This window comes from Stenotrophomonas sp. PAMC25021 (genome assembly GCF_004795795.1).
Taxonomy (GTDB): domain Bacteria; phylum Pseudomonadota; class Gammaproteobacteria; order Xanthomonadales; family Xanthomonadaceae; genus Stenotrophomonas; species Stenotrophomonas muris.
Genome location: NZ_CP039255.1, coordinates 1558790 through 1583330 on the forward strand (window position 1 = coordinate 1558790; position 24541 = coordinate 1583330).

Consider the following 24541-nt stretch of genomic DNA (forward strand, 5'->3'; position numbering starts at 1 on the left):
AGCAACGGGACCTGACCCCACTTCGGATCACTTCGCGGTCCTCCGACGCACCCAATAGCCCACGCCCAGCAGCACGAACCACGCCGGGCTGGCGATCAGCGCCTGGCGGGTGTCGCCCTGCAGGCTCAGCAGCACCAGCACGGCGGCGAAGAACACCAGGCAGGCCCAGCACATCGCGACGCCGCCGGGCATCTTGAAGATCGATGCAGCATGGCGCTCCGGATAGCGACGGCGATAGGCCATGTAGGCCACCAGGATCAGCGACCAGACGAAGATGAACAGCACCGTCGCCAGTGTCGTCACCAGGGTGAAGGCGGTCACCAGGTTGGGAATCAGGTAGATCAGCAGCGTGCCGCCCAGCAGGCACAGGCACGAGAACAGCAGGCCACGGGCCGGCACTGCGGCGCGCGACAGTTTCGACAGCCCGCGCGGGGCGTGGCCCTCTTCGGCCAGGCCGTACAGCATGCGGCTGGTGGAGAAGATGCCGCTGTTGGCCGAGGACGTGGCCGAAGTCAGCACCACGAAGTTGATCAGGCTGGCGGCGGCGGGAATGCCGGCCAGCACGAACAGCTGCACGAACGGGCTCTTGTCCGGCACCACCTGGCGCCACGGGGTGACCGCCATGATCGCGATCAGCGCCAGCACGTAGAAGATGATGATGCGCACCGGGATCGAGTTGATCGCCTTGGGCAGGTTGCGCTCGGGGTCGGCGGTTTCGGCGGCGGTGGTGCCGACCAGCTCGATGCCGACGAAGGCGAACACCGCAATCTGGAAGCCGGCGAAGAAGCCGACCAGCCCCATCGGGAACATGCCACCGTCATTCCACAGGTTCGACAGCGACGCGGTGTGGCCGCTGGGTGAGGTGAAGCCCCATGCCACCAGCCCGGCGCCAGTGATGATCAGCGCGCAGATCGCCACGATCTTGATCAGCGCGAACCAGAATTCCATTTCGCCGAACAGCTTCACCGTCACCAGGTTCAATGCCAGCAGCAGCATCACGCAGGCCAGCGCCGGTTTCCAGGCTTCAAGCCCGGGGAACCAGAACTGCGCGTAGGCGGCAATGGCGATCACATCGGCGATGGCGGTGACGATCCAGCAGAACCAGTAGGTCCATCCACAGAAGAACCCGGCCCACGGGCCGAGCAGGTCGGTGGAGAAATCGATGAAGGATTTGTACTGCAGGTTGGACAGCAGCAGTTCGCCCATCGCGCGCATCACGAAGAACAGCATCGCGCCGATGATCAGGTAGACGAAGACGATGGAGGGGCCGGCCAGGCTGATGGTCTTGCCCGATCCCATGAACAGGCCGGTGCCGATGGCACCGCCGATGGCGATCAGTTGCAGGTGGCGGTTGGACAGGCTGCGGCGCAGGTGCTCGGGGGGCGTTGCGGGCTCGGTCATGGGCGCGGGCAAAAGGGGCGGGCGAAGCATTCGACGGTAGTCCTCCGCGGCGCCGAGCGCCAGCGCCAGACGGACCCATTGCGTCAAAGCGGGCCGCTTTCACCACAATGTGACCGAATACCGTATTGATCCCATTCCGCCCGGCCCGGCGCCATGCTCAGATAGCCGCACCTGCCCAAGGACCGGCCCACCATGCGCCCTGCCCCGCCCGCCCCGCTGGAGCCCCGGCCATGAGCCGGCTGCGCGTCATCATCGGCGGCACCGCCCTGGCCCTGCTGGCCGCTGCGCTGCCGATCGCGGTCATGGCCTACGCCACCTGGGACCGCGCGATCAGCGTCGAACAGCAGCGCCTGCGCGACATCGCCGATCGCACCCTGCGCCGCTCCGACCTGTCCTACCAGGAAGCGCTGGCGGCACTGAAATCGGCCGAGGCCGGCGCCTACGTACCCTGCAGCCCCGAACACATCCGGCGCATGCAGACCCTGGTGATGACCACCCCATCGATCGACCAGATGGGCTACTTCGAAGGTGGCAAGCTGCGCTGCACCTCGTGGGGTCCGTTCCTGTCCGATGTGGATCAACCCACGCCGGACCACGTCACCAGCGATGGCGCAGGCATTGCAGTGGATGTGCGCCCGGAAATCAGCGGCCGCCGCCAGGTGCTGGCGGTCCTGTATGGGTCCTACGACGCACTGGTGGACCCGCGCCGCTTCGTCGATGTCATTGCCGACCCGAACGTGCGGCTGGCGCTGGCCAGCCCCGATGGACGCCTGCTGGCCAAACAGCCCGGCCTGGATCCGGACCTGCTGGAGGCACTGCTGCGCGACCCCGGCGAAGGCCTGGATCACGCCACGCTGTTCGCCACCGCGCGCAACGAGGAATGGCTGGCCATCGCCACCACGCCGCGCACCGCGCTGGCCGCCGCCTTCCGCCAGCAGGCATGGCTGTACGTGCCGGTCGGCCTGCTGCTGGCCGCCGCCGGGGCCGGCCTGGTGATCTGGCTGTCGCGGCGCCGCCTGTCGCTGCGCGGTGAGCTGGCCACCGCCATCCGCCGCCGCGAGCTGTACCTGCATTACCAGCCGATCATCGAACTGGACACCGGCATCTGCGTCGGCGCCGAGGCGCTGGTGCGCTGGCAACGCCCGGATGGCACCCAGGTGCGGCCGGACCTGTTCATTCCGCTGGCCGAAGAGGCCGGCATGATCGCCGACGTCACCGACCTGGTGATCGAGAACGTGGTGCGCGACATGCGCGAGCTGCTGGTGGCCGACCGCAGCGCGCACATCGCGATCAACCTCGCCGCCGAAGACATCAGCAGCGGCCGCGCCCTGAAGATGATTTCCCGGCACATGGCCGGCAGCGGCATCCTGCCGCAGCAGATCTGGATGGAGGCCACCGAACGTGGCTTCCTCGACCTGGACCGCGCGCGCACCATGCTTGCCGCCGCCCGCCGCGCCGGCCACAGCGTGGCGATCGACGATTTCGGCGTCGGCTTCTCCAGCCTGCAGTACCTGCAGCAGCTGCCACTGGATGCGCTGAAGATCGACAAGTCGTTCATCGATGCGATCGGCACCGAAAGCGCCACCAGCCCGGTCACGCCGCACATCATCGACATGGCCAAGGAGCTGGGCCTGTGGGTGGTGGCCGAGGGCGTGGAAACCGAAGCGCAGCTGGCCTACCTGCACAGCCGGCATGTGGAATTCGGCCAGGGCTGGCTGTTCTCGCGGCCGCTGCCGCGTGATGAGTTCGTCGCCTTCCACCACAAGCGGCAGCAGCAGTACGGCGCTGCACGCGAGCACATGCAGAACCCGCGCAGCGTGCCGATCGAGCGTGAAGGGATCGAGTAGGACGGCCAACGGCAGAGCCCCTGGTGGTGGGTCGCGTACAGCTATCCCGGCGTTGGCCGGGACGGTCTCTGACAGGTTCTGGCGGCGGTCCCACTACGGAATCAACAGAAGAAGCAAACGCGAGTCGCTGCGCTCGGTAGATCCACGCCATGCGAGGATGGCGCGGCCCACGGTAGTGCCGGCCGCTGGCCGGCACCGCATCATCGTTGAGCGCCGCCTACGCCCACGCCTTCGGCCGTGCCAGCAACCACGCGACGGTCACCGCCAGCAACAGCAGCGGCAACCATCCCAGCTGGCTCGGGCCGCTGGCCTGCAGCAGCACGCCGCCCGCCACGCCGCCGGCCGCAATGGCCAGGTTCCAGCCGGTCACCAGCATCGACTGCGCCAGGTCCGCAGCGGCCCCGGCGCGTCGTGCCAAGGCGGTCTGGAACAGGGTCGGCACCGCGCCGAACGCCACGCCCCACAGGATCGTCGCCAGCAGCAGCGTGCTGGCCACGCCGGGCCATGCCAACAAGGCCAGCACCGGTACGATGAAGCCGATCACCGCCGCCCACACCAGCGCACGCAGGTGGCGATCCACGCCCCAACCAGCAATCCCGATGCCGGCAATCGCCGCCACGCCGAAGGCGAGCAGCAGCCGGTCCAGCCACGGGCCGGCACCCGCCTCCACCGCCAACGGTTCGATGTAGGTGTAGAGCACGTTGTGCGCCAGCACGTACAGCACCATCACCAGCAGCGCGCTGCGCACGCCCGGCATGCGCCAGACCTTGGCCAGCGACGCACGTTGACCGGCACCGGCCGCAGGCAGCGCCGGCAGTGCCCAGCGCGCGTACGCCAGCAGGCCCACGCCCAGCACGCTCATCAGCGCGAACGCCCAGCGCCAGCCGACCTGCTGGCCCAGCAACGTACCGGCCGGCACGCCCAGTGACAGCGCCAACGGCGACCCCACCATCGCCACCGCGATCGCGCGCCCCTGCAGCGACGGCACCACCATGCGTGCGGCATAGCCAGCCACCAGTGACCACAGCAGGCCACCGCTCACGCCTGCCAGGAAACGCGCAGCAAGGATCAGCGCATAGCTGCTGCTCAGCGCCGTCAACGTGTTGACCACCACGAAGCCGGCGATGGCCGCCAGCAACAGCGGACGCCGCGGCAGGCGCTGGGTCAACGCTGTCATCGGCAGTGCCGCCATCACCGAGCCCAGCGCATACACGCTCACCAGCTGGCCCACCGCCGCATCACTCACGCCCAGGCTGTCGCCCATCGGTCGCAGCACGCCGGCCGGCAGGGTCTCGGTCAACAGGGTGATGAAGCCGCCGCCTGCCAGCGCCAGCAGGCCCGCCCACGGCAAGCGCGTGGCCTCACCGGCCGGGCTGGCCGCATCGATGGCGTGGCCGCTCATCGCGCAGCCTCCAAGTCTGCATAGACCGCATCGCGCAGGTCATCGACAAAGGCGCCATCCATGCCTTCGTACAGGGTGTTGGTCAGCGCCACCACGCTCAGCCCACGCGCCGGATCAACGAACCAGCTGTGCCCATAAGCGCCGCCCCAGCGCCAGGTGCCTTCGCGCTGCGGCGTGCCGCTGGCAGCGGCCTCGCGCAGTAGTGCAAAGCCCAGCCCGAAGCCCCAGCCGGCCGGTTCCGGCGGCCCCTGCTCGCCCACCTGCGGGCTGGCCATCTCTGCCGCCAGCGCGGGCGGCAGCAGGCCGGAGCGCTGCACGTCACGCAGCGCCTCCAGCACCGACATCACGTCATCGGCAGTACCCACCAGGCCGGCGCCGGCCGAAGCGAAACGGCGGGCATCGAGGGCACGCGCAAGGCTGTACTCGATGCCCACCGTTCCCTCGAACGGCGCGACCACCTCCCCTTCCTGCAGGCGATGCGGCTGCGGCGTGCCGCTCACGTAGGGCGTGGCCAGCCGTGCGGCATCGCGTGTGGCGAACGCGGTATCGCGCAGGCCCAGGGGGGCAGCCAGCAAACGCTCGAACAGCACCTGCAGCGTTTCACCGGTCGCCGCTTCGGCCACTGCACCGGCCACGTCCACGCCCAACGAGTACAGCCATTGGCTGCCCGGTTCGAACAACAGCGGCGCCTGTGCGATACGGCGCACGTTCTCGGCCAGGGACACCGGGTTGGCGTCCATGCCATCGCTGACGCCGGCCCGGGCGTACGGTCCGTGCGCATCGGCTTCCAGGAAACGGTAGCCCAGCCCGCTGCTGTGGCTGAGCAACTGGCGCAGGCTGATCGGCGGCCTGCGGCCATCGGCCAGCGCCGGCCGGAAGTCCGGCAGCCAGCGCCGCACCGGCGCATCGAGGTCGAGCACGCCCTCGGCCACCAGGCGCAGGATCACCGTGCTCAACAGCGGCTTGCTGACCGATGCCAGCCGGAACAGCTGGTCGCGCTGCATCGGCAGGGCCGACTCGCGATCGGCCTGCCCGGTCGCGCTGGCATGGCGCAGCACGCCGTGCTCGCACACCAGCACCACCGCACCGACCAGGCGCGTCGGGTGGACCTGCTGCAGCAGCCGCTGCACCGAAGGCAGCATCGGTGCAGGTTCGAGGGAAAGAGCGGCATTCATCGCGGTGATCCGTGGGGAGAGGCCCGCCACGTTAGGCAGCACGGCGCGGTGCAAAAAGCCGGTTGCGGCTCCGGGCATCATGGACCGTGGAGTCCGCAATCGGCATGATGGCCGGAACTGCAAGGCCGCAACAGCAGGCGCCCCCCACCCTGCACCACAGTGTTGCGGTAGCGGCGCCGCCCGCCGTGATCACGCCGCCCCTACCCTGCCGCTTTCATTGCCCCTACGCCGATGTCAGTCCTGGACAATCTCGCCAACCTGCAGACTTTCGTGCACGCCGCCGACACGCGCAGCTTCGTCGAGACCGGGCGCCTGCAGGGCATCTCCGCATCGGCCGCCGGCAAGTGCGTTGCCCGGCTGGAGCATGCACTGGGCGTGCGCCTGTTCCACCGCAGCACGCGCAGCATCACGCTCACCGCCGAGGGCCAGCTGTTCCTGGCGCGCTGCCGGCGCATCCTCGACGAGCGCGATGCCGCACGCACCGAGCTGGCACAACCGCACGCCACGCCCAGCGGCACGCTGCGCATCAGCCTGCCGCTGGTCGGCGATCTCACCCTGCCGTTGATGGCCGAGTTCATGGCGGCGTATCCGGACATCCGCCTCGACCTGGATTTCAGCGACCGCCTGGTCGATGTCATCGAGGAAGGCTTCGATGCGGTGCTGCGCGTCGGTGAACCCAGCGACTCGCGGATGAACGCACGCCGGCTGGGGGTGTTCCCGCGCCGTGTAATCGCCTCGCCGGGCTACCTGCAGCGCCGCGGGGTTCCGCGCACGCCGGCGGAACTGATGCAGCACACGCTGCTGCACTATCGCTTCCCCAGCACCGGCAAGCTGGAGCCGTGGCCGATCCACTGGCCCGATGACGAAGCACCGCAGGAACTTCCGGTGCACATGGTGGCCAACACCATCGAAGCGCGGGTGGCGCTGGCACTGCGTGATGTCGGCCTGGCCTTCGTGCCGGTGCACTCGGTGCGCGATGCGCTGGCCGACGGCCGCCTGGTCACCGTGCTGGAGGATCATGTGCACTCCTGCGGCACCTTCCACTTGTTGTGGCCTTCGGGCCGACACGTACTGCCGAAGCTGCGGGTGTTCATCGACTTCGTCGGCGCCCGCCTGGGTACCGTGCCGTAGATCCACGCCATGCGTGGTGCTTAAGGTCAGCCGAGCATGGCTCGGCTCTACCGCTGCACGCAGCCATTCAGCCAGTCCCGCTATACTGGCCCCTCATTCCTCCAAGAGGCTCGCGACCAATGCGCCATTGATGCCGCCGTCTTCCCATCAGACGGCCTGACTCTTCCCGCCCCTGCGCGCAGGGGAGAACCCGGCATCCATGGAGGTCGCATGACCCCGCATTCCCTCACGCTCGATCGCGTGTCGTATCGACTGGCCGACGGCCGCCCGCTGTTTTCCGATCTGACGTTTTCCTTCGATCCGGTCGCCACCGGCCTGGTCGGTGCGAATGGCGCTGGCAAGAGCGTGCTCGCACGCCTGCTCGCCGGCCGGGTGCAGCCAGAGAACGGGCAGGTACGCGGCAGCGGCCGCGTGTTCCTGTTGCCGACGCCCGGCTATCCACCCGCTGGCACGGTCGGTGAACTGGCCGGCGTTGGCGCTGAACTGGCCGCGCTGCAACGCATCGAAGCCGGCAGCGTGGACGAGGCCGACTTCGCCTGCGTCGGCGACCGTTGGGACCTGCGCGAGCGCCTGCAGCAGCAATGGCAGGCGCTACGGCTGCCCGACGACCTCGATCCGGCCCAACCCGCCGGGCGCCTCAGTGGCGGCCAGGCCATGCAGGTGGCGCTGTCCGGCGCCTGGGCCAGCGGCGCTGATTGGCTGATCCTGGACGAACCCAGCAACCACCTCGATGCCCGCCATCGCCAGCAGTTGTACGAACGGTTGCAGCAGTGGCGCGGCGGCCTGCTGGTGATCAGCCATGATCGCGAACTGCTGGCGCACATGCAGCAGATCGTCGAGCTCGACGCGCGCGGGCTGCATCGCTATGGCGGGCCGTGGCAGCACTACGCCGACGCGCGTGCCGCCGAACGCGAAGCGGCCGCGGCACAGCTCGACCACGCCCGCGCCCAGCACCGGCAGCAGCAGCGCAGTGCGCGCGAACAGCACGAACGCCAGCAGCAACGCCAGGCACGTGGCAATCGCGATGCAAAGCAGGCCAACCAGGCGCCGATCCTGCTCGGCCGACAGAAACAACGTGCAGAGGGCAGCCACGGCCGCGCACAGCAGGTACAGGCCGAGCGCCTGCAGGCCAGCGCAGACCAGCTGCGCGCTGCAGCCTCGGCGGTTCACGCCACACCGGAGCTCGCACTGTTTGCCGGCGAGGGGGAACGCGGCAGCGCACGCCTGCTGCAGGCCGAGTCGCTGGTGCTGCCGCATGGCTGCCGCGCGCCGTTGCAGCTGGACATCCGCCGCGGCCAGCGCATCGCCGTGGTTGGTGACAACGGCAGTGGCAAGTCCACGCTGTTGCGCGTGTTGGCCGGCCAGTTGCCTGCACGCAGTGGCAACGTACAACGGCATGCACCACTGGCGCTGCTCGACCAGCAGTTGCTGGGGCTCTCCGGCGAGCGCAGCATTCTCGACACCGTGCAGGCTGCCAACCCGGCGGCCGATACCGGTGAACTGCGCACACGGCTGGCCCTGCTCGGGCTGGACGCGCAGCGCATCCAGCGTGCAGCCCATCACCTCAGCGATGGCGAACGGGTGAAAGGCGCGCTGGCCAGCGTGCTGTATGCCGATCCCGCACCGCAGATGCTGCTGCTGGACGAGCCCGGCAATGCGCTCGATCTGGGTGCCCTGCAGGCGTTGGAAGAACTGCTGGTGGCATGGCCGGGCGCGCTGGTGATGGTCAGCCACGACCGGCACCTGCTGCAGGCGTTGCAGCCGACGCAGGTGTTGCAGGTGAGCGCCGAGGGTTGGCAGTGGCGTGACGCCTTGTAGATCCACGCCATGCCTGGATCTACTGCAGCAGCCGAGCATGGGCTCGGCTCTACAGGATTGGCCGCGACGGATCACATTGTAGAGTCGAGCCATGCTCGACTCCGCCATGCATCCATCCACGCATGGCATATCGACCAGGGGTAGTGCCGGCCGCTGGCCGGCAACCCATCGATCCTCAGTGCACCGTCACCGCTTCCACACCGGGAACGCCTGCGGCAACTGATGCCACAGCAGCGGTCCCGCACGCAGCTCCTGGTCGTTGAGCAGGCAGGCATCCAGTTCCGCACGTACCGCACGCTCATCCATGTGCACGCCGATCACCACCAGCTCCTGGCGGCGATCCCCCCACAACGGGTGCCACAGGCGTTGCATCGCCGAGTGCGCGGACGCATCCGGGAAGTCTTCCGGCCCCGGCAACGGTGCGCTCCAGCAATCGGCCTGCTGCCGCGCCCAGCCCAGGTCGCTGTACGGCAGCGGCGTGGGCGGCAGCAACGGCGGCGTGTCCTCCAGCCCAGCACGCACGCGATCGCGTGCGGCGTACCAGAATCCCGCCGCCTGCGTCCGCGTCGCGGCACCCACGGTGTTCAGCTCGCCCACCCAGTCCATGCGGTTGGCCAGCCAGAACCAGCCCTTGCTGCGGATCACGCCCGGCATGCCCGACTGCAACGCGCGGGCGAAACGCGCGGGATGGAACGGTCGCCGCGAGCGGTAGACGAAACTGGCGATGCCGTACTCCTCGGTTTCCGGCGTGTGCTCGCCACGCAGCTCCTTTACCCAGCCCGGCGCACGTTGCGCACGCTCGAAGTCGAAGCGACCGGTGTCCAGCAGCTCGGGCAGCGGCACGTCACCGAAGCTGGACAGCAGCAGCTTCGCGTCGCGGTTCAGGCCACGCAGCACGGCCAGCGTGTCCTGCAGCACTTCGTCATCGGTCTGATCGACCTTGCTGACCACGATCACGTCGGCGAACTCGACCTGTTCGCACAGCAGGTCGACCACGCCGCGATCGTCATCCGGCCCAGCCTGCTGGCCACGCTCGGCCAGGCGCAGCGTCGAGCCGAAGTCGGCGAGGAACGCGCTGCCATCCACCACCGTCACCATCGTGTCCAGGCGCGCAATGTCACTCAGGCTGAAGCCCTGCTCGTCGCGTACCGCGAAGGTGGCCGCCACCGGCATCGGCTCACCGATGCCCGTCGACTCGATCAGCAGATAGTCATAGCGCCCCGCATCGGCCAGGCGCCGCACTTCCTGCAGCAGGTCATCGCGCAGCGTGCAGCAGATGCAGCCATTGCTGAACTCCACCAGCGTCTCTTCGGTGCGGCGCAGTTCGGCGCCGCCCTCGCGTACCAGCTGCGCATCGATGTTGACCTCGCTCATGTCGTTGACGATGACCGCCACACGCAAGCCCTCGCGGTTGCGCAGGATCTGGTTGAGCAGGGTGGTCTTGCCGGCCCCGAGGAAGCCGGACAGCACGGTGACCGGAAGGCGACGGTCGGCGCGGGAAACAGTGTTCATGTCGGAGCGGGTTGGCTGCGGAACGGAAATGTTACTGTATAACAATTACTGCGCAAGGAACCTCCCCCCATGAAGTCGCCTTCTGCCGCCCTGCTTGATGCCGGCGCGGTCGCCCTGTCCAGCCTGTGCCTGCTGCACTGCCTGGCGCTGCCCCTGCTTGCCGCCGCGCTGCCGCTGTTCGGCACGTGGGCCGAAGCGGAATGGGTGCATCTGCTGTTCGTGGCCATCGCCTTGCCGCTGACCGGCTACGCGCTGTGGCGGGCAGAACGCCGTCACCCGCTGCCCGTGCTGGCCTGGGCCACCGCCGGCGCCGGGCTCGGCCTGCTGCTGGCCGGCGCGTTGGCGCTGCCCTCGCACGACTGGGAAACACCGATGACGGTCACCGGCAGCCTGCTGCTGGCCGCCACGCATATCTGGAACGCGCGACACCGCCACGGGTAGTGCCGGCCGCTGGCCGGCAACCTCATGAACGGGGAAGACAACCTGCAGTCGCCGGCCAGCGGCCGGCACTACCTGGTCATTTGCCGTAGCGGCGCAGCAGCTCGACCAGCACCTGGGCCTCGGCCGCCCGCTGCTGCGGGTCTTCGGCGCCCACCACGTGTTCCTGCAGGTGCTCGTGCAGCAGCTCCATCAGCAGGCTGTGGGCGGCACCGCGCACGGCGGCAACCTGCACCAGCACGTCCGCACAGTCGCCGGCCTCACCCTCCGGCCTGTCCAGCGCCTGCTCCAACGCCGCCACCTGTCCGCCGATGCGGCGCACCCGGGTCAGCAACTGCTTTCGATGCTTGTGTACATGAGCCATGCCGGAATCATATACCCTATGGGGGTATCCACTCCACCGCTGGCCCCCATGCACCTGGACGCCCTTGCCGCCGCCCGTCGCCACGAACACCGCTTCGACGACGGCAACCCGCTGGCCGAACGCAATACCCGCCGCGCCCTGTGGCTCACCGTCAGCATGATGGTCGTGGAGATCGTCGGCGGCTGGTGGTTCAACTCCATGGCCGTGCTCGCCGACGGCTGGCACATGAGTTCGCATGCGCTGGCGCTCGGGCTCTCGGTGTTTGCGTACCGCTGCGCACGCCGCTACGCGCACGACCCGCGCTTCGCCTTCGGCACCTGGAAGATCGAGATCCTGGCCGGCTATACCAGCGCCATCGCCCTGCTCGGCGTGGCCGCGCTGATGGCCGTGCAGTCGCTGGAGCGGCTGTGGGTACCAGCACCGATCCACTACAACGAAGCCATCGCCATCGCGGCGGTCGGGCTGGGCGTGAACCTGCTGTGTGCCTGGTGGCTGCACGACAGCCCGGGCCACGCGCATCATCACCATGGCCATGACCACGGGCATGGCCACGAACACCACGACCACGGCCATGCGCACGGTCACGACCTCAACCTGCGCTCGGCCTACGTGCACGTGCTGGCCGACGCCGCCACCTCGGTGCTGGCCATCGTCGCCCTGCTCGGCGGCAAGCTGCTCGGCCTCACCTGGCTGGACCCGGTGATGGGCCTGGTCGGCGCCGTACTGGTCACGGTGTGGGCGGTCGGCCTGCTGCGCGACAGCGGCCGCATCCTGCTCGACGCGCAGATGGACGCGCCGGTGGTGGCCGAAGTACGCGAGGTGATCGAACAGGGCCCGTGGCCGGCACGCCTGGCCGACCTGCACGTCTGGCAGGTGGGTCGCGGCAAGTACGCGGTCAGCGCCAGCGTGGTCACCAGTGACGCCACGCTGGATGCCGATACCGTGCGCAACGCGCTGGCCATCCACGAAGAACTGGTGCATGTAACGGTGGAGATCCACCGCAGCTGATTTTGTCCGACTGCCGTCGCACTTGTAGAGCCGAGCCATGCTCGGCTGCCGCAGGCCATCAGCCGAGCACGGCTCGGCTCTACAGTCAGAGCTTCAGCATCATCCGCAGCAGGTACATCAGCAGCGGCAGCGCGCTCAGCACCGCACCGCTGATGCCGATCCATGGCCAGCGCTCGCCACGCACGCGCGCGGCCACTGCCAGGCCGCCGCCCACCAAGGCCGCGCCCAGCACGCCCACGCCCAGCCCAGCGGCCATGCCATTGCCACCGGCAGCGACTGCCGCCTGCGCCGCCACGGTGCCTGCCCCCCACCCCACAGCAATCCCCAGCCAACTGGCCACGCCGCACCACGGTGCCTTGCCCTGCGCCATCCGAAAACCCCTGTGTCCTTGCCGAATTTCTGTACGGGCCACGCCCGCGTGCTGCCTACACTAGCCGCACCTGCCCTGTAGGGACATCCCATGCGCACGCTCCGCCTGCTGCTGCCCGGTGCCCTCCTGCTGCTCACTGCCTGCGGCGACGATGCGCGGCTTCCCTTCTCCGCCGACCCATTGCAGGGCTGCTTCGCCACCGGCGCGCGCAAGCCCGCCGACTTCCGCATCGACAAGGAAGGCGGCCAGTACTTCGTTTCCTTCAGCCGTGGCGAGCAGTGGCAGCGCGAACCGAACGCCCTGCACAAGGCCACGTCCAGCGAGATCAGCCGCTACTTCCGCGACGACGCCGACCAGATCGACAATGCCCTGATCCGCATGTCCGGCGGCTTCGGCATCTTCCACTTCAACAAGGGCGCGACGCTGAAGGGCAAGGCCAGCGACAGCGACTACATGGCGCTGATGCTGATCGGGGCTGGGCCGGTGTATGCGGTGAAGTGCGATTGAACTGTAGAGCCGAGCCCACGCTCGGCTACGTTTGCAGTAGATCCACGCCATGCGTGGATGCAGGCATGGTGGAGCCTAGGGCGGGCTCGGCTCTACAACAGCTGCGGTACCATGCCCTCCCCCGAACCGCCCCGGTACCCGCCGTGCCCCATTACACCGGCCCCCTGCTGACCCGCGACAGCGCCGATACCCTGCGCCGTGCCCATGAAAAAGGCGCCGCCGACTGGCAGGGCTCGCTCGACCTCGGGCGCAGCCAGGACAGCGTGGCGCTCGATGCGGACGGCTTCCACTTCCGGGGCCAGCCCTATCCCTGGCCGGGCAAGCTGAAGGACCGCACGCTGTACTACTGGGATGGCGAGGACTTCGCGCCGATCTCGCGCTACAGCGGCTCGCTGATCAAGCTGGTGCCGACCGAATGGGGCGCACCGACCTTCGAGATCGACGGCATCAAGATGCTGCCGACCTCGAAGCTGTCGCCGTTCGAGGATGCACGCCGCAAGGTGGAGCTGGTCGCCCCGGCCGGCAAGGTCATCCTCGATACCTGCGGTGGCCTCGGCTACTTCGCCGCCTGTGCGCTGGAAGCCGGTGTCGGCCAGATCCGCTCGTTCGAGAAGAACACCGATGTGATGTGGCTGCGCACGCTCAACCCGTGGTCGCCGGATCCGGACTCGGCTGCCGCCGGTGGCCGCCTGCAGTTCAGCCACGGTGACGTCTCGCAGCAGATCGAACAGGTGGCCAGCACCAGTGTCGACGCGATCCTGCACGACCCGCCGCGCTTCGGCATCGCCGGCGAGCTGTACTCACAGGTGTTCTACGACCACCTCGCCCGCGTGATCCGCAAGGGCGGCCGCCTGTTCCACTACACAGGTGCGCCGAACAAGCTGACCAGCGGCCGCGACGTGCCGCGTGAAGTGGCCAAGCGCCTGGAAAAGGCTGGTTTCAAGGCCGAACTGGCGCTGGACGGCGTGCTGGCCGTCAAGCGCTGAGCCTTACTCCGAATCGACCTTGGCCAGCTTCATCACCCACGCCGGCACCTCGGGCTCGCCGGCGTAGAAGTCCTTCGGCTTGTTCTCCGCCATCGCCCAGCGGTGCAGCCAGCTAGGGCCATAGCGGCCGTTGTAGCCTTCAGCACCCCGCGCATACGCGGGGTCACGCATCGCCTCGTCCAGCGAGATGAAGCGATAGCCGCGGCGCTTCGTGGCCGCCACCAGTTCGGCGAAGGTGGCCGCGTTGAGCTCATTGGCGTGCATCAGCCACACCTGCGGCAGCGCGTACCCCAGCAGCGCCTGCGATTGTTTCTCGTAATAGTCCAGCTTGTTCAGCATGTACGGCACGTAGCCCTTGCGCAGCTGCGCCAGCGTCGCCGCGCGCGCGGGCGAGTCCGCCTGCTCGTTCATCACGTTGGCATAGGCGAACGCCCACACCCACTCACCGTTGTCCACCGTCACCGGTGCCACGCGGTAGCCATGCTGTTTGAAGAACGCATCCATCTGCACGCGCTCATCCGCGGTGCGCCCGGCACGCAGGTAAGGGTGGCGCATCCACTGCGGCGCCTGCCCCTTCTCGGCCAGCAGCGGCCCCAGCACCGTCTCGCCGCGCAGGAAGTCCTGCTGGAACGCCGCCAGGCCCTTCGCATTCAGATCCATGTGCGAGTAGGTGTGGTTGCCCAGCACATAGCCCGCATCACGCCAGTCGCGCAGCATCTGCACCCGCGCCGGCTGCACCTGTCCATCCACCTCAAGCTTGTTCTCGTTGACGAAGCCGACCACCGGCACGCCAGCCTCGCGCAGCTGGGCCATCAACGCTTCATGCCGCGCCTGCAGATCCGGCGGCACGATCTGGTCAAGCCGTGCCCATGGCAGGTCATCGATGGTCACCGCGATACGGCGGTCCACCTCGGCGGCATGCACCGCCAGCGACAACAGCAACAACGGCAACGCACGCAGCAACAAGCGCATCGGGTCTTCCCTGGAGTGGCGAGGCGTCGACTGTAGCGCGATTGCCGCGCGCCGCCGAGCGTGCTCAGCCCGCCCGGGCCCGCGCGATCGCACGCCACAGGGCAACGCCGCCGGCCATCGCGGCCAACAACAGCACCGTCAACACCAGCGCCAGATCATCCGGATTACGCAGCAGTGGCGCGTTCACCCGCGTCAGGATGTGGAACACCACGCGCTGCGCCTGCTCCAGCGGTACATCGCCCTCCGACACCAGCTCCACCAGGCACGCCGTGGGTGACAGCCGCGCCACATTACTCCACGCATCCTCGTACAGGTGCAGTACCCATCCGGCCAAAGCCAGTGCGCCACCGTGCAGCACCATAAGCGCCACGTTCGCCGTGCGCAGCCGATCGCGCAGCCACAGCGCACGGCTTGCGCATACCGCCATGGCCCCCAGCAAGGCCAGCACCAGGCCTACCCATGGAATCCAGCCCAGGGGTTGCCAGTCATCCAGTGCGCCCGCACGCGCCATCACCTGTTCGGCAACCTGCAATCGCGCCTGCGCGTCCGGGCCCCCACAGGCCACCGTCACCGGCTCCAGCAACAGCTCCACGCGGTAATGGAAGAAGCCGGCAGCCAGCACCACAGAAAGCAGCGCGACCCACTGGAGCATCAACAGGATCGGCCCCTGCCCACAGATGCGGCGGATTCGGGAAGTGGCGGCGCTCATCGGTTCATCCATGACAGCAAAGAGCCATCCTAACCAAGCGCTTCGCACGTGTCGGCTGGCGGATGCGACACGCACCACGCAGCGCCGTTACGATGACGAGGTTGATTGAATCCGTGTGTGCCAAGCAGGATGTTCCCGATGGTGATGCTGTATCTGGTGGTACGAACGCTGCTGCCACTGCTGGCGTTCGTGCTCGCATGGTGGCTGCTCTCGCGCCTGATCAATGCGCGCGTCGCCCGGATGCCACGCGTCCCGTTGAACCTGCCGGAGCACAGCAGCAGCCCCCGCAGGAAGGATCGACGCATCTACGCGCGCGAGCTGCGGCGCAAGCCGGGCCTGCGCACGGCAACCCGCGCCGCCACCGCACCCCGCAGCTGGCACGTCGCCGCGGCCATCCTCTCGCTGATGGCGCTGATCGCCACCGTGCTGGTCATCCCCGATGGCGCACGCTTCCAGGTGATGGTGGACAATCTCACCGGTTATGCGGGAACCGTCGTCGAGGCGCAGGTTCCCGTGGCCGCACAGCCCGTCGTGCTGCAGGCATGGCAACCCGCGCTCGCACAGCTGGGGCGGCCCACGGCGATGCGCTACCCGATCGGTCGCACCGGCGGTGAGCATGAAGCCCATGCGGTCGTGCCCGTGCAGGTCCGGCAGCAGGGCGACCGCCTGCAGGTGGCCATCGCGCTGCCGTTGGACACCGAAATGCTGCGTGCGGAACTGGCACGGCTGGCCGGGTTGCCAATCGAGGCCATTGACGTACAGCAACGCGAGGTTGCGCCATGGAGGGAGTCGGGCTGGCAGCCACTGCCCGGCCCTTAGCGCCGAGCCCATGCTCCGCTGCCCTTTGCCCCTTCTCCGGCTGGCACGCGCCCCGCGCGCCAGCCGAGCATCGGCTCGGCGCTACACCAGGCCCACAGCCAGCCTTTGAATCACGACCCACGCGGCAGCTTCGCCGCCCACATGTTGTCGACCAGGTTGGGATAGCGCCGCCCGTTCTCCTCGGCACGTTGCCGTGCCGCCGCCTTCTGCGCATCCGATAGCGGTTGCGACGTCTGCCCCTTGGGGTTGGGCTTCTTCCACGGGGGTGTTCTGGTCTGGCGCATGGCCGCAGCTTAGCGCTTCAGGAAGTTCAGCAGGGCCAGATTGAAGCGGTCGGCGTGGCTGGTGTTGCAGCCATGTGGCGCGCCTTCCAGGATCACCACCTCGCTGCCTTTGATGGCCTTGTGGGTACGCTGGCCGGAGCCCTCGAACGGCACGATGGCATCGCTGTCACCGTGCAGGATCAGCGTCGGCACCGTGATCTTCTTCAGGTCATCCCGGAAATCAGTGGTGGCAAACGCGTGCATGCAGCCCAGTGCCGCCGTCTGGTCGGATTGATGGCACAGCGCGATCGCCGCCTGGCGCGTCTCTTCGGTCACCATCAGCTGGCCATTGGCGCTGAAGAAGTCGCGGGTGAAGCCATCGAAGAAGGCTTCGCGGTCCTTCTCCAATCCGCTGCGCATTTCATCGGCCTTGTCCTGGGTCAGCGGCCCCTCCGGGTTGTCGTCACTGCGCAGCAGGAACGGCGGCACCGCCGCAGCGAACACCACACTGTGCAGGCGATCCTGGCCGTGGTTGGCCACGTAGCGCGCCACCTCGCCACCGCCCATCGAGAAACCGACCAGGGTGACATCGCGCAGGTCACGTTCCTCGATCAACCCCGCCAGATCCGCCGCCAGGGTGTCGTAGTCATAGCCCTCGGCCGGTTTGTCGGAGCGGCCAAAGCCGCGCCGGTCGTAACTGATGACCCGATACTGGGCATCGCGCAGGATCGCCACCTGGGTCTTCCAGGCATCGGCGGACAACGGCCAGCCGTGGATCAGGATCACCGGGCGGCCGTCGCCACCGGTATCTTCAACATGCAGGCGGATGCGGGAAGCAGGCATGGGCGCTCCTGTGGAAGGGAAGGAGTGCAGGCTAGCGGCCGCGCCCTGTGGCAGCCGTGAGGGAATCACGCCCCCTCATGACATCGCCTGCACATGCCGCCACGCGAAGCCGCACCGGCCTGGCCGGCCTTCGCACCGCGCCCAGGCGGTTTCGTCGCAGCGCCGTACCGCCGTGGTCACCGGCATGTCAGCCTGCGCAGACCATCCCCGGGAGTCTTGCCATGCTGCTGCTCACCCTGCCCTTGCTGGCCGCCGGCCTCGCCGCCGCACCGTCGCCCGTCGATGACCTGCGCGAACAGATCCGCCAGGCCGACAGCCAGTTGTTCGCCGTCGCCTTCGAGGCCTGCGACGCCGACAAGGCCGCCGCGATGACCACCGAAGACATGGAGTTCTTCCATGACAAGGACGGCAAGTCGGCCAGCAACCGCGAGGATTTCCGCCGCAGCGTGGCCAACCTGTGCGACAACGCGCGCAAGGACGGCTGGCGCCTGCGGCGCGAGCTGGTGGACTCCTCGCTGCAGGTATTCCCGCTGCACGACGAGCGGGCGCTGGAAATCGGCGACCACCGCTTCCACGAGCGCGGCAAGGACGGCGTGGAGCACTGGGTCGGCCAGGCCCGTTTCATCCAGGTCTGGCGCCGCGTGGACGGGCACTGGCTGGCCGAACGGGTGATCAGCTATGACCACCGGCCGGCGGACTGACCTTTCCGGCGTCCTTCACCGGCCGGATCTATACTGGCGCAGTTCACCCCGACCCACCGCTACCGTTCGATCGCCATGGCAGAACTCACCCCCAACCACCCCGACTATGGCCTCCATCAGCAGGTCCGCCAGGGCGTGTCCGCTCTGGATGCCCAGCATGGCCGTGCGTTCGACCAGACCAGCGAGCGCCTGACCGCCAGCCTGACCGTACTCGCCCGCGAGCAGGGCCTGCAGCAGGTCGACCACGTGCTGGTCAGCAACGCCACGGCCCAGCACCCGGCCGGGCACAACATCTTCGTGGTGCAGGGCGACCCGGCCAACCCGGCGCACCTGCGCGCGATGATGCCGACGGCCGTAGCGGCGCAGACGCCGGTGGAGCAGTCGATGCAGAAGTTGGGGTTGGCCCCGCAGCAGCCGGCCGTGGGGTTAGTGCCCGAACAGCAGGCCCGTGAGCAGGAGCAGCAGCAGAACCCGGCACACCGTCTGGGCTGAGCCGCCTCCAGCGTTGTTGGCGGAGCGGCGCAAGTCTCTGATCATTTTCCCGACAGAGGGTCCGCGTGGACCCGCAGCTGTGCCGGGTAATGCTGGAGCAAGAGGGTGGGCTGCACCGTGCGCACATCGAGGCGGTAGCGGGCATCGGTTTCCATCGGCAGGGTGACGATGCTCAACCTGTATCGGCTGGCGTCCATCGATACCTGATGCGCGTAGCGCCAGTCTGCCGACTCATGCCATTCGGGTAGCGGCTGACCCAGACTGCGCGCCCTTGCCTGATGGACATCAGACGTTGCAACGTCCTGCCAGGCACCTGCGACCCAGCGCTGCAGGGACAGCTGGAAGGGAACATGAACATTGTCCATGTCAGGCCCACTGTCAGGCCCGGGGCCATGTCGCTGCACCTCAAGATCCAGCACGTAGGGTCGACCCGGATAGAAACTGCGGGGATTCGTCTCGAACTCGAACCGCACCGTCTGGCCTGGCTCGGCAAGGTTGATCGGCTTGACCAGATCCAGCGGCTCCGGTGCATCCGGTATGCGGCTGCAGGCGCCGAGTGCACCCACCAGCGTGAAGATCAGGCCGGCGCGCAGCCAGCGGTGGATACCCAGCATGATTCAGATCCTTTGGCTCCCTGCCATGGGCTTCAACCCTAGCGGGCAGCCTATTGCACTGCAACCGGGCAAAGAAGAAGGCAGAGCCTGCGCCCTGCCTTCCTCATGCGACGCGCGACGGCGCGGGGCCTTGCGTCAGCGCCTTACAGCTGGATGCGCGCCACGCTCTCGTCAGCGCCCTTGTCATCCTTCTCGCCGTTCTTGATGCTCACGAACAGCACGTTGTTCTTCGCATCCAGCGCCAGGCTGTTCGGGTGGGTCGGCACCTTGTAGGTCGCCACCTTCTGGTAGCTGTCACTGTTGTACGCGGTAACCGTACCGGCTTCGCGGTTGGTCACGTACAGGCGCTTGCGCGGTGCATCCAGCAGGATGCCCAGCGGGCCGGCATCGGTCGGGATGCTGGCCAGTTCCCTGCCGGTACTGCGGTCCAGCACCAGCACGCGCTGGCCCGGATGCTTGCTGACCAAGCCGCTGCTCTTGGCCTGGTAGCCACGCAGGAATTCCGAGCCCTGGTCGGTCACGAACAGGCGCTTGCCGGCCGGGTCCAGCGCGATGTTCATCGGCTGCTCGGCAGCGATCCTGTGCTGCGCCACCACCTTGTTCGAATCGGTGCCCACCACCACCAGCTCGGCCAACAGGTTGCTGGTGTAGACGCGCTTGTTGGCGGCATCCAGCGCCAGGCCCGGTGCCTTGGCATTGCCCAGGCCATCGATGGTGTTGATCACCCTCAGCGTGGTGGTATCGATCACGAACAGCACGCTGCTCACGTCCGGCTGGCTGCTGTGGCCGGTCACGTACAGGCGGTTGGCGGCGCTGTCGACCACCAGCTCGCGCAGGTCGTGGGTGTAGGCAGCCTTGCCGTCCTTGCCGGTCTTCTTCTCCATCAGCTGGATGGTGCCGACGGCCTTGTTCTGCGCGGTGTCGACCACGGTCACCGACAGGTCCACGGTGTTGCCCACGTACAGGCGGTTGTGGGCGTCATCCAGCACCACACCGAACGCCTTGCGCTCCAGCGGGATGCGGGTTTCCACGGCGAGCGTGGCCGGATTCAGGCGCAGCACCTGGGCCGGGCCGGCGTCATCGCCGAAACCGCCGGAGGAGGCCACGAACACGGCGTTCTGCTTCGGGCTGTAGGCCAGCTCGTACAGTCCCTTGGCCACGGCCTGGCGCTGTACGGCGGTGGTGGCGCTGGCGTCGGGCGCGTTATCGGCGAACGCCGAAGGCACGCCGAGGCTGAGCGATACAGCAAGGGCCAGGGCGGCCGAGCGGAAGAGAGGAGTACGGAACATGCGAGCGTCCTTGAATGGGCACGGGAAGGTGTCCTGGCTCGCTGGGCCGTACTGCGACGGCCCGACCTGCATCTGTCTGCGCGGGTGGGCTGGCTGGGGTTGCGGGGGAATGGTAGCAGGTGGGGGGCGTGGCGTGCGCCGGCGCGGGCATGGCAGACGTTCGACCTTGGCGCTACCCGCCGGCTATGCCATCCGCGGGCCGTGGCTCTGTTGCAGTTGCTGCTCTTCCTGCAGCCGCTGCACATCGCGCTGCGGCAGGTTCTGCTGCATCTGCGCCACCCGTTCGAACGAGGCCTCTACCGGTGCCTGCGCTGCCAGCTCCGCAGGCATGCTGGCGCGCTGGTGTGCCGGGTCACCACGGTCCCCCTGCACGATGAACAGCTTCGGCGCGGTATCACCGCGCGGCTCGCCCAGCACCACTTCGTCCACGCGCGAGAACTGCTGCTCCTTCGACAGCGCGAGGAGGCTGGCACTGACATTGCCGTTGCGTGCACCGAAAGCGCCGAGGTCGGCCACCTGCTGGTGGATCTGGTTGAGGCGGGCATGATCCTCATGCGCCGGGTCTGCGGGCGTGCCGCTTGCCGCGAGGGTGCTGTTGCCGCGCCACTGCTCGCCGTTCTCGGTGAACATCCACTCGCGGAAGGTCTGCTTCGGCATCGGGTTCCACTGCACCCTGTCCAGCTCGCTGCCCTTCACCTGCTGCGGAATGGCGTTGACGGCGCGGATGTTGTCCAGGACCCTGGTGGCGCCCTCGTAGTTGGTGATCTCCCCGGCCAGCCCGACCGGGCGCAGGCCTGCGTGGTTCAGGGCACCCCAGGCGAAATCGGTGCAGGCGTTGGAGAAGAAGTCGTAGTTCATGTCGAAGCCGTGCTTCTTCGGGTCTGCCGAGAACTCGAGGATGCGGTCGTACTGCGCCTTGCTGATCTCGATCGTGCGCTCGAAGCGGGGCTTGTCGTAGACCGACACGTCCATGTCATCGACTTTGCCCCTGTTCGGCTCGTCCTTGGTGCCTGCGTGGGTGAAACCAATGCTCTCCGGCAAGGGTCCACCCGAACGGCGCAGCGACAGGAACATGTGCCCCGCGAACGAAGGCTCCAGCAGAAACCTGTTTCCCTCGGCATCACGGCCGTAGCGCGGCGTGCCGGGGGCCGCCAGATGGATGGTTACGCTGTAGCGTTCGGCATCGTCCTTGTGCATGTCTACTTTCCTAGTGATTGGTAGCCAACGATCAGTTCTGCGTTCAGGCCGTCCAGCTGGGGTCGATCTTCCACAAGGTCGACCCGCAGAACGTAGCGCCCGGGTGCAATGCCTCCGACCTGCGCCAGCTGCAGCGTGCGATAGAGCACGTCTTCAGAGTACAACCCGGCCTCGGCCAAGCTGTTGATGTCCACACTCCCCGTCGTCAGGTCTGTGACCACGCCATCATCCCCGATCTTCTGCGAGTCGCGTCCGTCGCGGGTACGCTGCCAGAGCTGCACATGACGAGGCGCGCTGCCATCAATCCGCTCCAGGCGCAGCCGCGCTGGCAAACGTCCGAGAGTGATCTTCTCCGAAGCATCCAGCAGCCGTCGCGCGTCGGTATCCTGCAGCCGCAACCCAATGTTCAGGATCGGAATGGCCGGCTTCTGGGCTGCCGGCAAATCAAACGTGACGTCGGCAATCCGACCGGCCTTCTGCAATTGCACGGCCCGCGTGAACGGCACAACCGTGCGGGCCTCGGCCTGTGCGCGCGTCAGCAGGGGCGGCGCAACCTCAGGCGCTGGTGACGCACGGCATGCCACCAGCGCGCCCAGCACCGCCAGTACCACCAGCCCCCGCCGCAGCGGCCGCGTCATTGCTCCTTCAACCTCAGCGAATCGGCCACATCGGTCTTGGCCGCCACTTCGGTGGCGATGCTGGCGCGGCGGTGCCCCGGGTCGTTGCGGTCGCCCTGCACGATGAAGATGCTCTCGGCGGCGTGGCTGTTCTGGGTCGGTTGGCTGAGCAGCACGTGGTCCACGCGCGAGAGGTTGTTCTGCTTGGCCAGCACCAGCAGGCTGGCGCTGATGCGCTGGCTGGCCGCATCGAACGGGCGGCCGTGCGCGGCGTCCAGTTCGGCCACTTTCTGGATCAGCTGCGAGAACAAGCGATGGTCCGGATGCGAAGGGTCCAGTAGCGTGCCGGCCACTTCAATCGGCGTCGGCGGCGGCTCATCGCTGGCACGGTCACCCTGGCGATGGTGCTCGGCCTCGCGCTCGGGCATCGCGTTGTGGGTTTCGGCATTCAGATCGCTGCCCGGGAACGGCGCGGTGATGCACTGGATCTCTGGCAGGTTGAACAGCACCGCGAACTCGCCCAGGTTGCTGCCGCCGTCCAGCGGGGCCGGCAGCGGATGCAGGCCCGCATAGTGCAGCGCCGCCCATACGAAATCGCTGCAACGATTGATGGTGGCCGGGCGATCCACATCGAATTCGAACTCGGCCGGTTCTTCGGCGAAATCACGCAGGCAGCCGTAGTGCTCCTCGGTGATTTCCAAGGTGCGGCTGTAGTACGGGTCCAGATGCTGGTCGGCATCGTCGTGGCGTACCTGCGCGTACTGCACGCCGGTGCGGGTTTCGCCCGGCGCCTGGCGCGGCGGCGCGAAGCCGTAACTGTGGGCCTCGTCGCCCGCGGCCACCTGCAGGTACATATGGCCGCGCGGCGAGACGCCTCCACTCTTCAGCGGGGTGCCGGGGGCGGCCAGATAAAGGGTTGCGGTGTAGCGTGTTGCCTGCTCCATGCCTGTTCAGCCTTGATGGGTGCTGCGGTCCTGGGCGGATGATGGCATAGGTGGGATGGGGGTCAGGTGGAGGGAGAGAGGACGCCGATCGCGACTTGCTGAATATGTGAGCCAGCGTGCAGTACTGGGCCCGGACGTGAGCAAGTGCCCGCAGCGACTGGAGCTTGCCATTCCACCGTTCTATAGTCGTTTCGATCATGCAAGGGAATCGCCCATGAGCAGAGCACCGGCTTGCCGGCTTGCCTCCCTCGCCCTGGTGGCCGTGCTGAGCACCACCGCCTGCGCGAAGGCCCCGTCCGCGGAGAAGGACCCGAACGGAACCCCCATGCGCGAAAGCGCAACCAACCCACGCACGGTGGGCGGACAGACCTACACGACGCAGCCGGTGGAGGCACGGCTTGGCCCGCACCGCTTCATGTTCCCGGCCAACCTCTACTACAACCAGACGGGTCCCCTGGCCGATGGCAGCGTCATGCTCACTGTGTTCTGGCCTGATTTCGATGCAGCGCCTCCTGATGATCGCCCGGTACGCAGCACGCAGGACAGCCGGCGGCAGGTGCTGGTCGAGCTTAGGTACATCGATCGCGTTCCCATCCAGAACTATCTGGCGCGTCGGTCCAGTAGTGAAGCCACCAGCGCGCCGGGATCGCTGGAGCGAAGGGACCCGGCAGAGAACCTCGCGCTGCGCGTTGCCCAACCCGAACGCTGGGGCCTGACGCCCTATTCGATCGACCCATCGTTGATGGAAGCCTATGCAAAGGACTCGGAGGCTGCGCTGGGCAGGCCTTACGTGCACAACCCGGGTATGGAGCCAGACTGGTATGTAGCCCGCTCGGTGGAGGGCCAACTGACAACGTTCATCAGCTGCGACCCGGCAGACCGCATTCCTGACGGACTTGTAGTTCAGGGAAAGACACTTGAACGCGCCGGCGAAGGCCGGATCGCAATGTGCCGCCATTCCATCGTGGACGTGGGCGACAGCATCGCCATCGAGATGAACTATGCACGCGTCATGCTGAGCGACTGGCAACGCCTGGAAACCAGAGTGCGTGATCTTCTGAGCCGCTATCGCGCTCAATCGCAATGAATGGAGATCCCGGCGTTCTTCATCCGGGTCGTACA

General features: G+C 67.7%; 26 protein-coding genes. 11 read left to right on the forward strand and 15 right to left on the reverse strand.

Annotation, left to right across the window (positions count from 1 at the left end; genetic code table 11):
* Positions 1-27 precede the first annotated feature (27 nt).
* Entirely contained in the window at positions 28-1401 is a 1374-nt protein-coding gene (gene cycA / locus E5790_RS07415) for a D-serine/D-alanine/glycine transporter (RefSeq protein WP_032962245.1), read from the reverse strand.
* 230 nt (positions 1402-1631) lie between these two features.
* Between cycA and E5790_RS07420 the strand changes: the two genes are divergently transcribed.
* A complete protein-coding gene (locus tag E5790_RS07420) occupies positions 1632-3248 on the forward strand; it encodes an EAL domain-containing protein (protein ID WP_049406911.1) in 1617 nt (538 codons plus the stop codon).
* 217 nt (positions 3249-3465) lie between these two features.
* Here the strand turns inward: E5790_RS07420 and E5790_RS07425 are convergent, their stop codons facing one another.
* Together E5790_RS07425 and E5790_RS07430 are read right to left on the reverse strand one after the other, a co-directional pair.
* The gene (locus E5790_RS07425; RefSeq protein ID WP_111207063.1) at positions 3466-4650 is read right to left on the reverse strand and encodes an MFS transporter; all 1185 of its coding nucleotides are present in this window, start codon (positions 4648-4650) and stop codon (positions 3466-3468) included.
* Positions 4647-5825 (reverse strand): serine hydrolase domain-containing protein, encoded by a 1179-nt coding sequence (locus E5790_RS07430; protein WP_111207064.1) that lies wholly within the window; start codon positions 5823-5825, stop codon positions 4647-4649. Before E5790_RS07430 ends, E5790_RS07425 begins: the two co-directional genes overlap by 4 nt.
* A gap of 231 nt (positions 5826-6056) precedes the next feature.
* On the opposite strand from E5790_RS07430, the gene E5790_RS07435 reads away from it, so the two are divergent.
* Entirely contained in the window at positions 6057-6956 is a 900-nt protein-coding gene (locus tag E5790_RS07435) for a LysR family transcriptional regulator (RefSeq protein WP_014645763.1), read from the forward strand.
* Positions 6957-7166: 210 nt separating this feature from the next.
* A complete protein-coding gene (locus E5790_RS07440) occupies positions 7167-8774 on the forward strand; it encodes an ATP-binding cassette domain-containing protein (protein WP_111207065.1) in 1608 nt (535 codons plus the stop codon).
* A gap of 186 nt (positions 8775-8960) precedes the next feature.
* Here E5790_RS07440 and E5790_RS07445 read toward each other — a convergent pair whose 3' ends face one another.
* Positions 8961-10286: a GTP-binding protein gene (locus tag E5790_RS07445; protein WP_111207066.1), complete on the reverse strand. Its 1326-nt coding sequence runs from the start codon at positions 10284-10286 to the stop codon at positions 8961-8963.
* Positions 10287-10355: 69 nt separating this feature from the next.
* Between E5790_RS07445 and E5790_RS07450 the strand changes: the two genes are divergently transcribed.
* Entirely contained in the window at positions 10356-10727 is a 372-nt protein-coding gene (locus E5790_RS07450; protein ID WP_014645760.1) for a MerC domain-containing protein, read from the forward strand.
* 76 nt (positions 10728-10803) lie between these two features.
* On the opposite strand, the gene E5790_RS07455 is transcribed toward E5790_RS07450, so the two are convergent.
* Positions 10804-11088: a metal-sensing transcriptional repressor gene (locus tag E5790_RS07455; RefSeq protein WP_041863029.1), complete on the reverse strand. Its 285-nt coding sequence runs from the start codon at positions 11086-11088 to the stop codon at positions 10804-10806.
* 48 nt (positions 11089-11136) lie between these two features.
* Between E5790_RS07455 and dmeF the strand changes: the two genes are divergently transcribed.
* Positions 11137-12096 (forward strand): CDF family Co(II)/Ni(II) efflux transporter DmeF, encoded by a 960-nt coding sequence (gene dmeF / locus E5790_RS07460; RefSeq protein ID WP_032961767.1) that lies wholly within the window; start codon positions 11137-11139, stop codon positions 12094-12096.
* 85 nt (positions 12097-12181) lie between these two features.
* On the opposite strand, the gene E5790_RS07465 is transcribed toward dmeF, so the two are convergent.
* Positions 12182-12466 (reverse strand): hypothetical protein, encoded by a 285-nt coding sequence (locus E5790_RS07465; protein ID WP_032961769.1) that lies wholly within the window; start codon positions 12464-12466, stop codon positions 12182-12184.
* Between the two features lie 90 nt (positions 12467-12556).
* On the opposite strand from E5790_RS07465, the gene E5790_RS07470 reads away from it, so the two are divergent.
* On the forward strand, positions 12557-12973 hold the full coding sequence (locus E5790_RS07470) for a hypothetical protein (RefSeq protein ID WP_075076834.1): 417 nt from the start codon (positions 12557-12559) through the stop codon (positions 12971-12973).
* A gap of 143 nt (positions 12974-13116) precedes the next feature.
* Positions 13117-13959, forward strand: coding sequence for an MnmC family methyltransferase (locus E5790_RS07475; RefSeq protein WP_111206143.1), 843 nt, complete (start codon positions 13117-13119; stop codon positions 13957-13959).
* Between the two features lie 3 nt (positions 13960-13962).
* Here E5790_RS07475 and E5790_RS07480 read toward each other — a convergent pair whose 3' ends face one another.
* The gene (locus tag E5790_RS07480; RefSeq protein ID WP_111206142.1) at positions 13963-14931 is read right to left on the reverse strand and encodes a polysaccharide deacetylase family protein; all 969 of its coding nucleotides are present in this window, start codon (positions 14929-14931) and stop codon (positions 13963-13965) included.
* A 64-nt stretch (positions 14932-14995) separates the two neighbouring features.
* Positions 14996-15640, reverse strand: coding sequence for a hypothetical protein (locus E5790_RS07485; RefSeq protein ID WP_014645753.1), 645 nt, complete (start codon positions 15638-15640; stop codon positions 14996-14998).
* Between the two features lie 138 nt (positions 15641-15778).
* Between E5790_RS07485 and E5790_RS07490 the strand changes: the two genes are divergently transcribed.
* Positions 15779-16459, forward strand: a complete 681-nt coding sequence (locus tag E5790_RS07490) for a hypothetical protein (RefSeq protein ID WP_111206144.1) — start codon at positions 15779-15781, stop codon at positions 16457-16459.
* Between the two features lie 110 nt (positions 16460-16569).
* Here the strand turns inward: E5790_RS07490 and E5790_RS21905 are convergent, their stop codons facing one another.
* Positions 16570-16743, reverse strand: coding sequence for a hypothetical protein (locus tag E5790_RS21905; RefSeq protein ID WP_005415066.1), 174 nt, complete (start codon positions 16741-16743; stop codon positions 16570-16572).
* 9 nt (positions 16744-16752) lie between these two features.
* Entirely contained in the window at positions 16753-17565 is an 813-nt protein-coding gene (locus tag E5790_RS07495) for an alpha/beta hydrolase (protein ID WP_111206141.1), read from the reverse strand.
* Positions 17566-17786: 221 nt separating this feature from the next.
* On the opposite strand from E5790_RS07495, the gene E5790_RS07500 reads away from it, so the two are divergent.
* Positions 17787-18266, forward strand: a complete 480-nt coding sequence (locus E5790_RS07500) for a nuclear transport factor 2 family protein (protein WP_014645749.1) — start codon at positions 17787-17789, stop codon at positions 18264-18266.
* Between the two features lie 75 nt (positions 18267-18341).
* On the forward strand, positions 18342-18758 hold the full coding sequence (locus E5790_RS07505) for an XVIPCD domain-containing protein (RefSeq protein WP_049470202.1): 417 nt from the start codon (positions 18342-18344) through the stop codon (positions 18756-18758).
* A 41-nt stretch (positions 18759-18799) separates the two neighbouring features.
* Here the strand turns inward: E5790_RS07505 and E5790_RS07510 are convergent, their stop codons facing one another.
* The 5 genes from E5790_RS07510 to E5790_RS07530 form a co-directional block, all read right to left on the reverse strand.
* Positions 18800-19372: a hypothetical protein gene (locus tag E5790_RS07510; protein WP_049441469.1), complete on the reverse strand. Its 573-nt coding sequence runs from the start codon at positions 19370-19372 to the stop codon at positions 18800-18802.
* A gap of 143 nt (positions 19373-19515) precedes the next feature.
* Complete coding sequence (locus tag E5790_RS07515) at positions 19516-20661, reverse strand: YncE family protein (RefSeq protein ID WP_111206140.1); 1146 nt, start codon at positions 20659-20661, stop codon at positions 19516-19518.
* A 183-nt stretch (positions 20662-20844) separates the two neighbouring features.
* A complete protein-coding gene (locus E5790_RS07520) occupies positions 20845-21858 on the reverse strand; it encodes an XVIPCD domain-containing protein (protein WP_111206139.1) in 1014 nt (337 codons plus the stop codon).
* A gap of 2 nt (positions 21859-21860) precedes the next feature.
* Positions 21861-22496, reverse strand: coding sequence for a hypothetical protein (locus E5790_RS07525; RefSeq protein WP_111206138.1), 636 nt, complete (start codon positions 22494-22496; stop codon positions 21861-21863).
* On the reverse strand, positions 22493-23419 hold the full coding sequence (locus tag E5790_RS07530) for an XVIPCD domain-containing protein (protein ID WP_111206137.1): 927 nt from the start codon (positions 23417-23419) through the stop codon (positions 22493-22495). Before E5790_RS07530 ends, E5790_RS07525 begins: the two co-directional genes overlap by 4 nt.
* Positions 23420-23633: 214 nt before the next feature.
* On the opposite strand from E5790_RS07530, the gene E5790_RS07535 reads away from it, so the two are divergent.
* Positions 23634-24506 (forward strand): hypothetical protein, encoded by an 873-nt coding sequence (locus tag E5790_RS07535; protein ID WP_111206136.1) that lies wholly within the window; start codon positions 23634-23636, stop codon positions 24504-24506.
* Positions 24507-24541 lie beyond the last annotated feature (35 nt).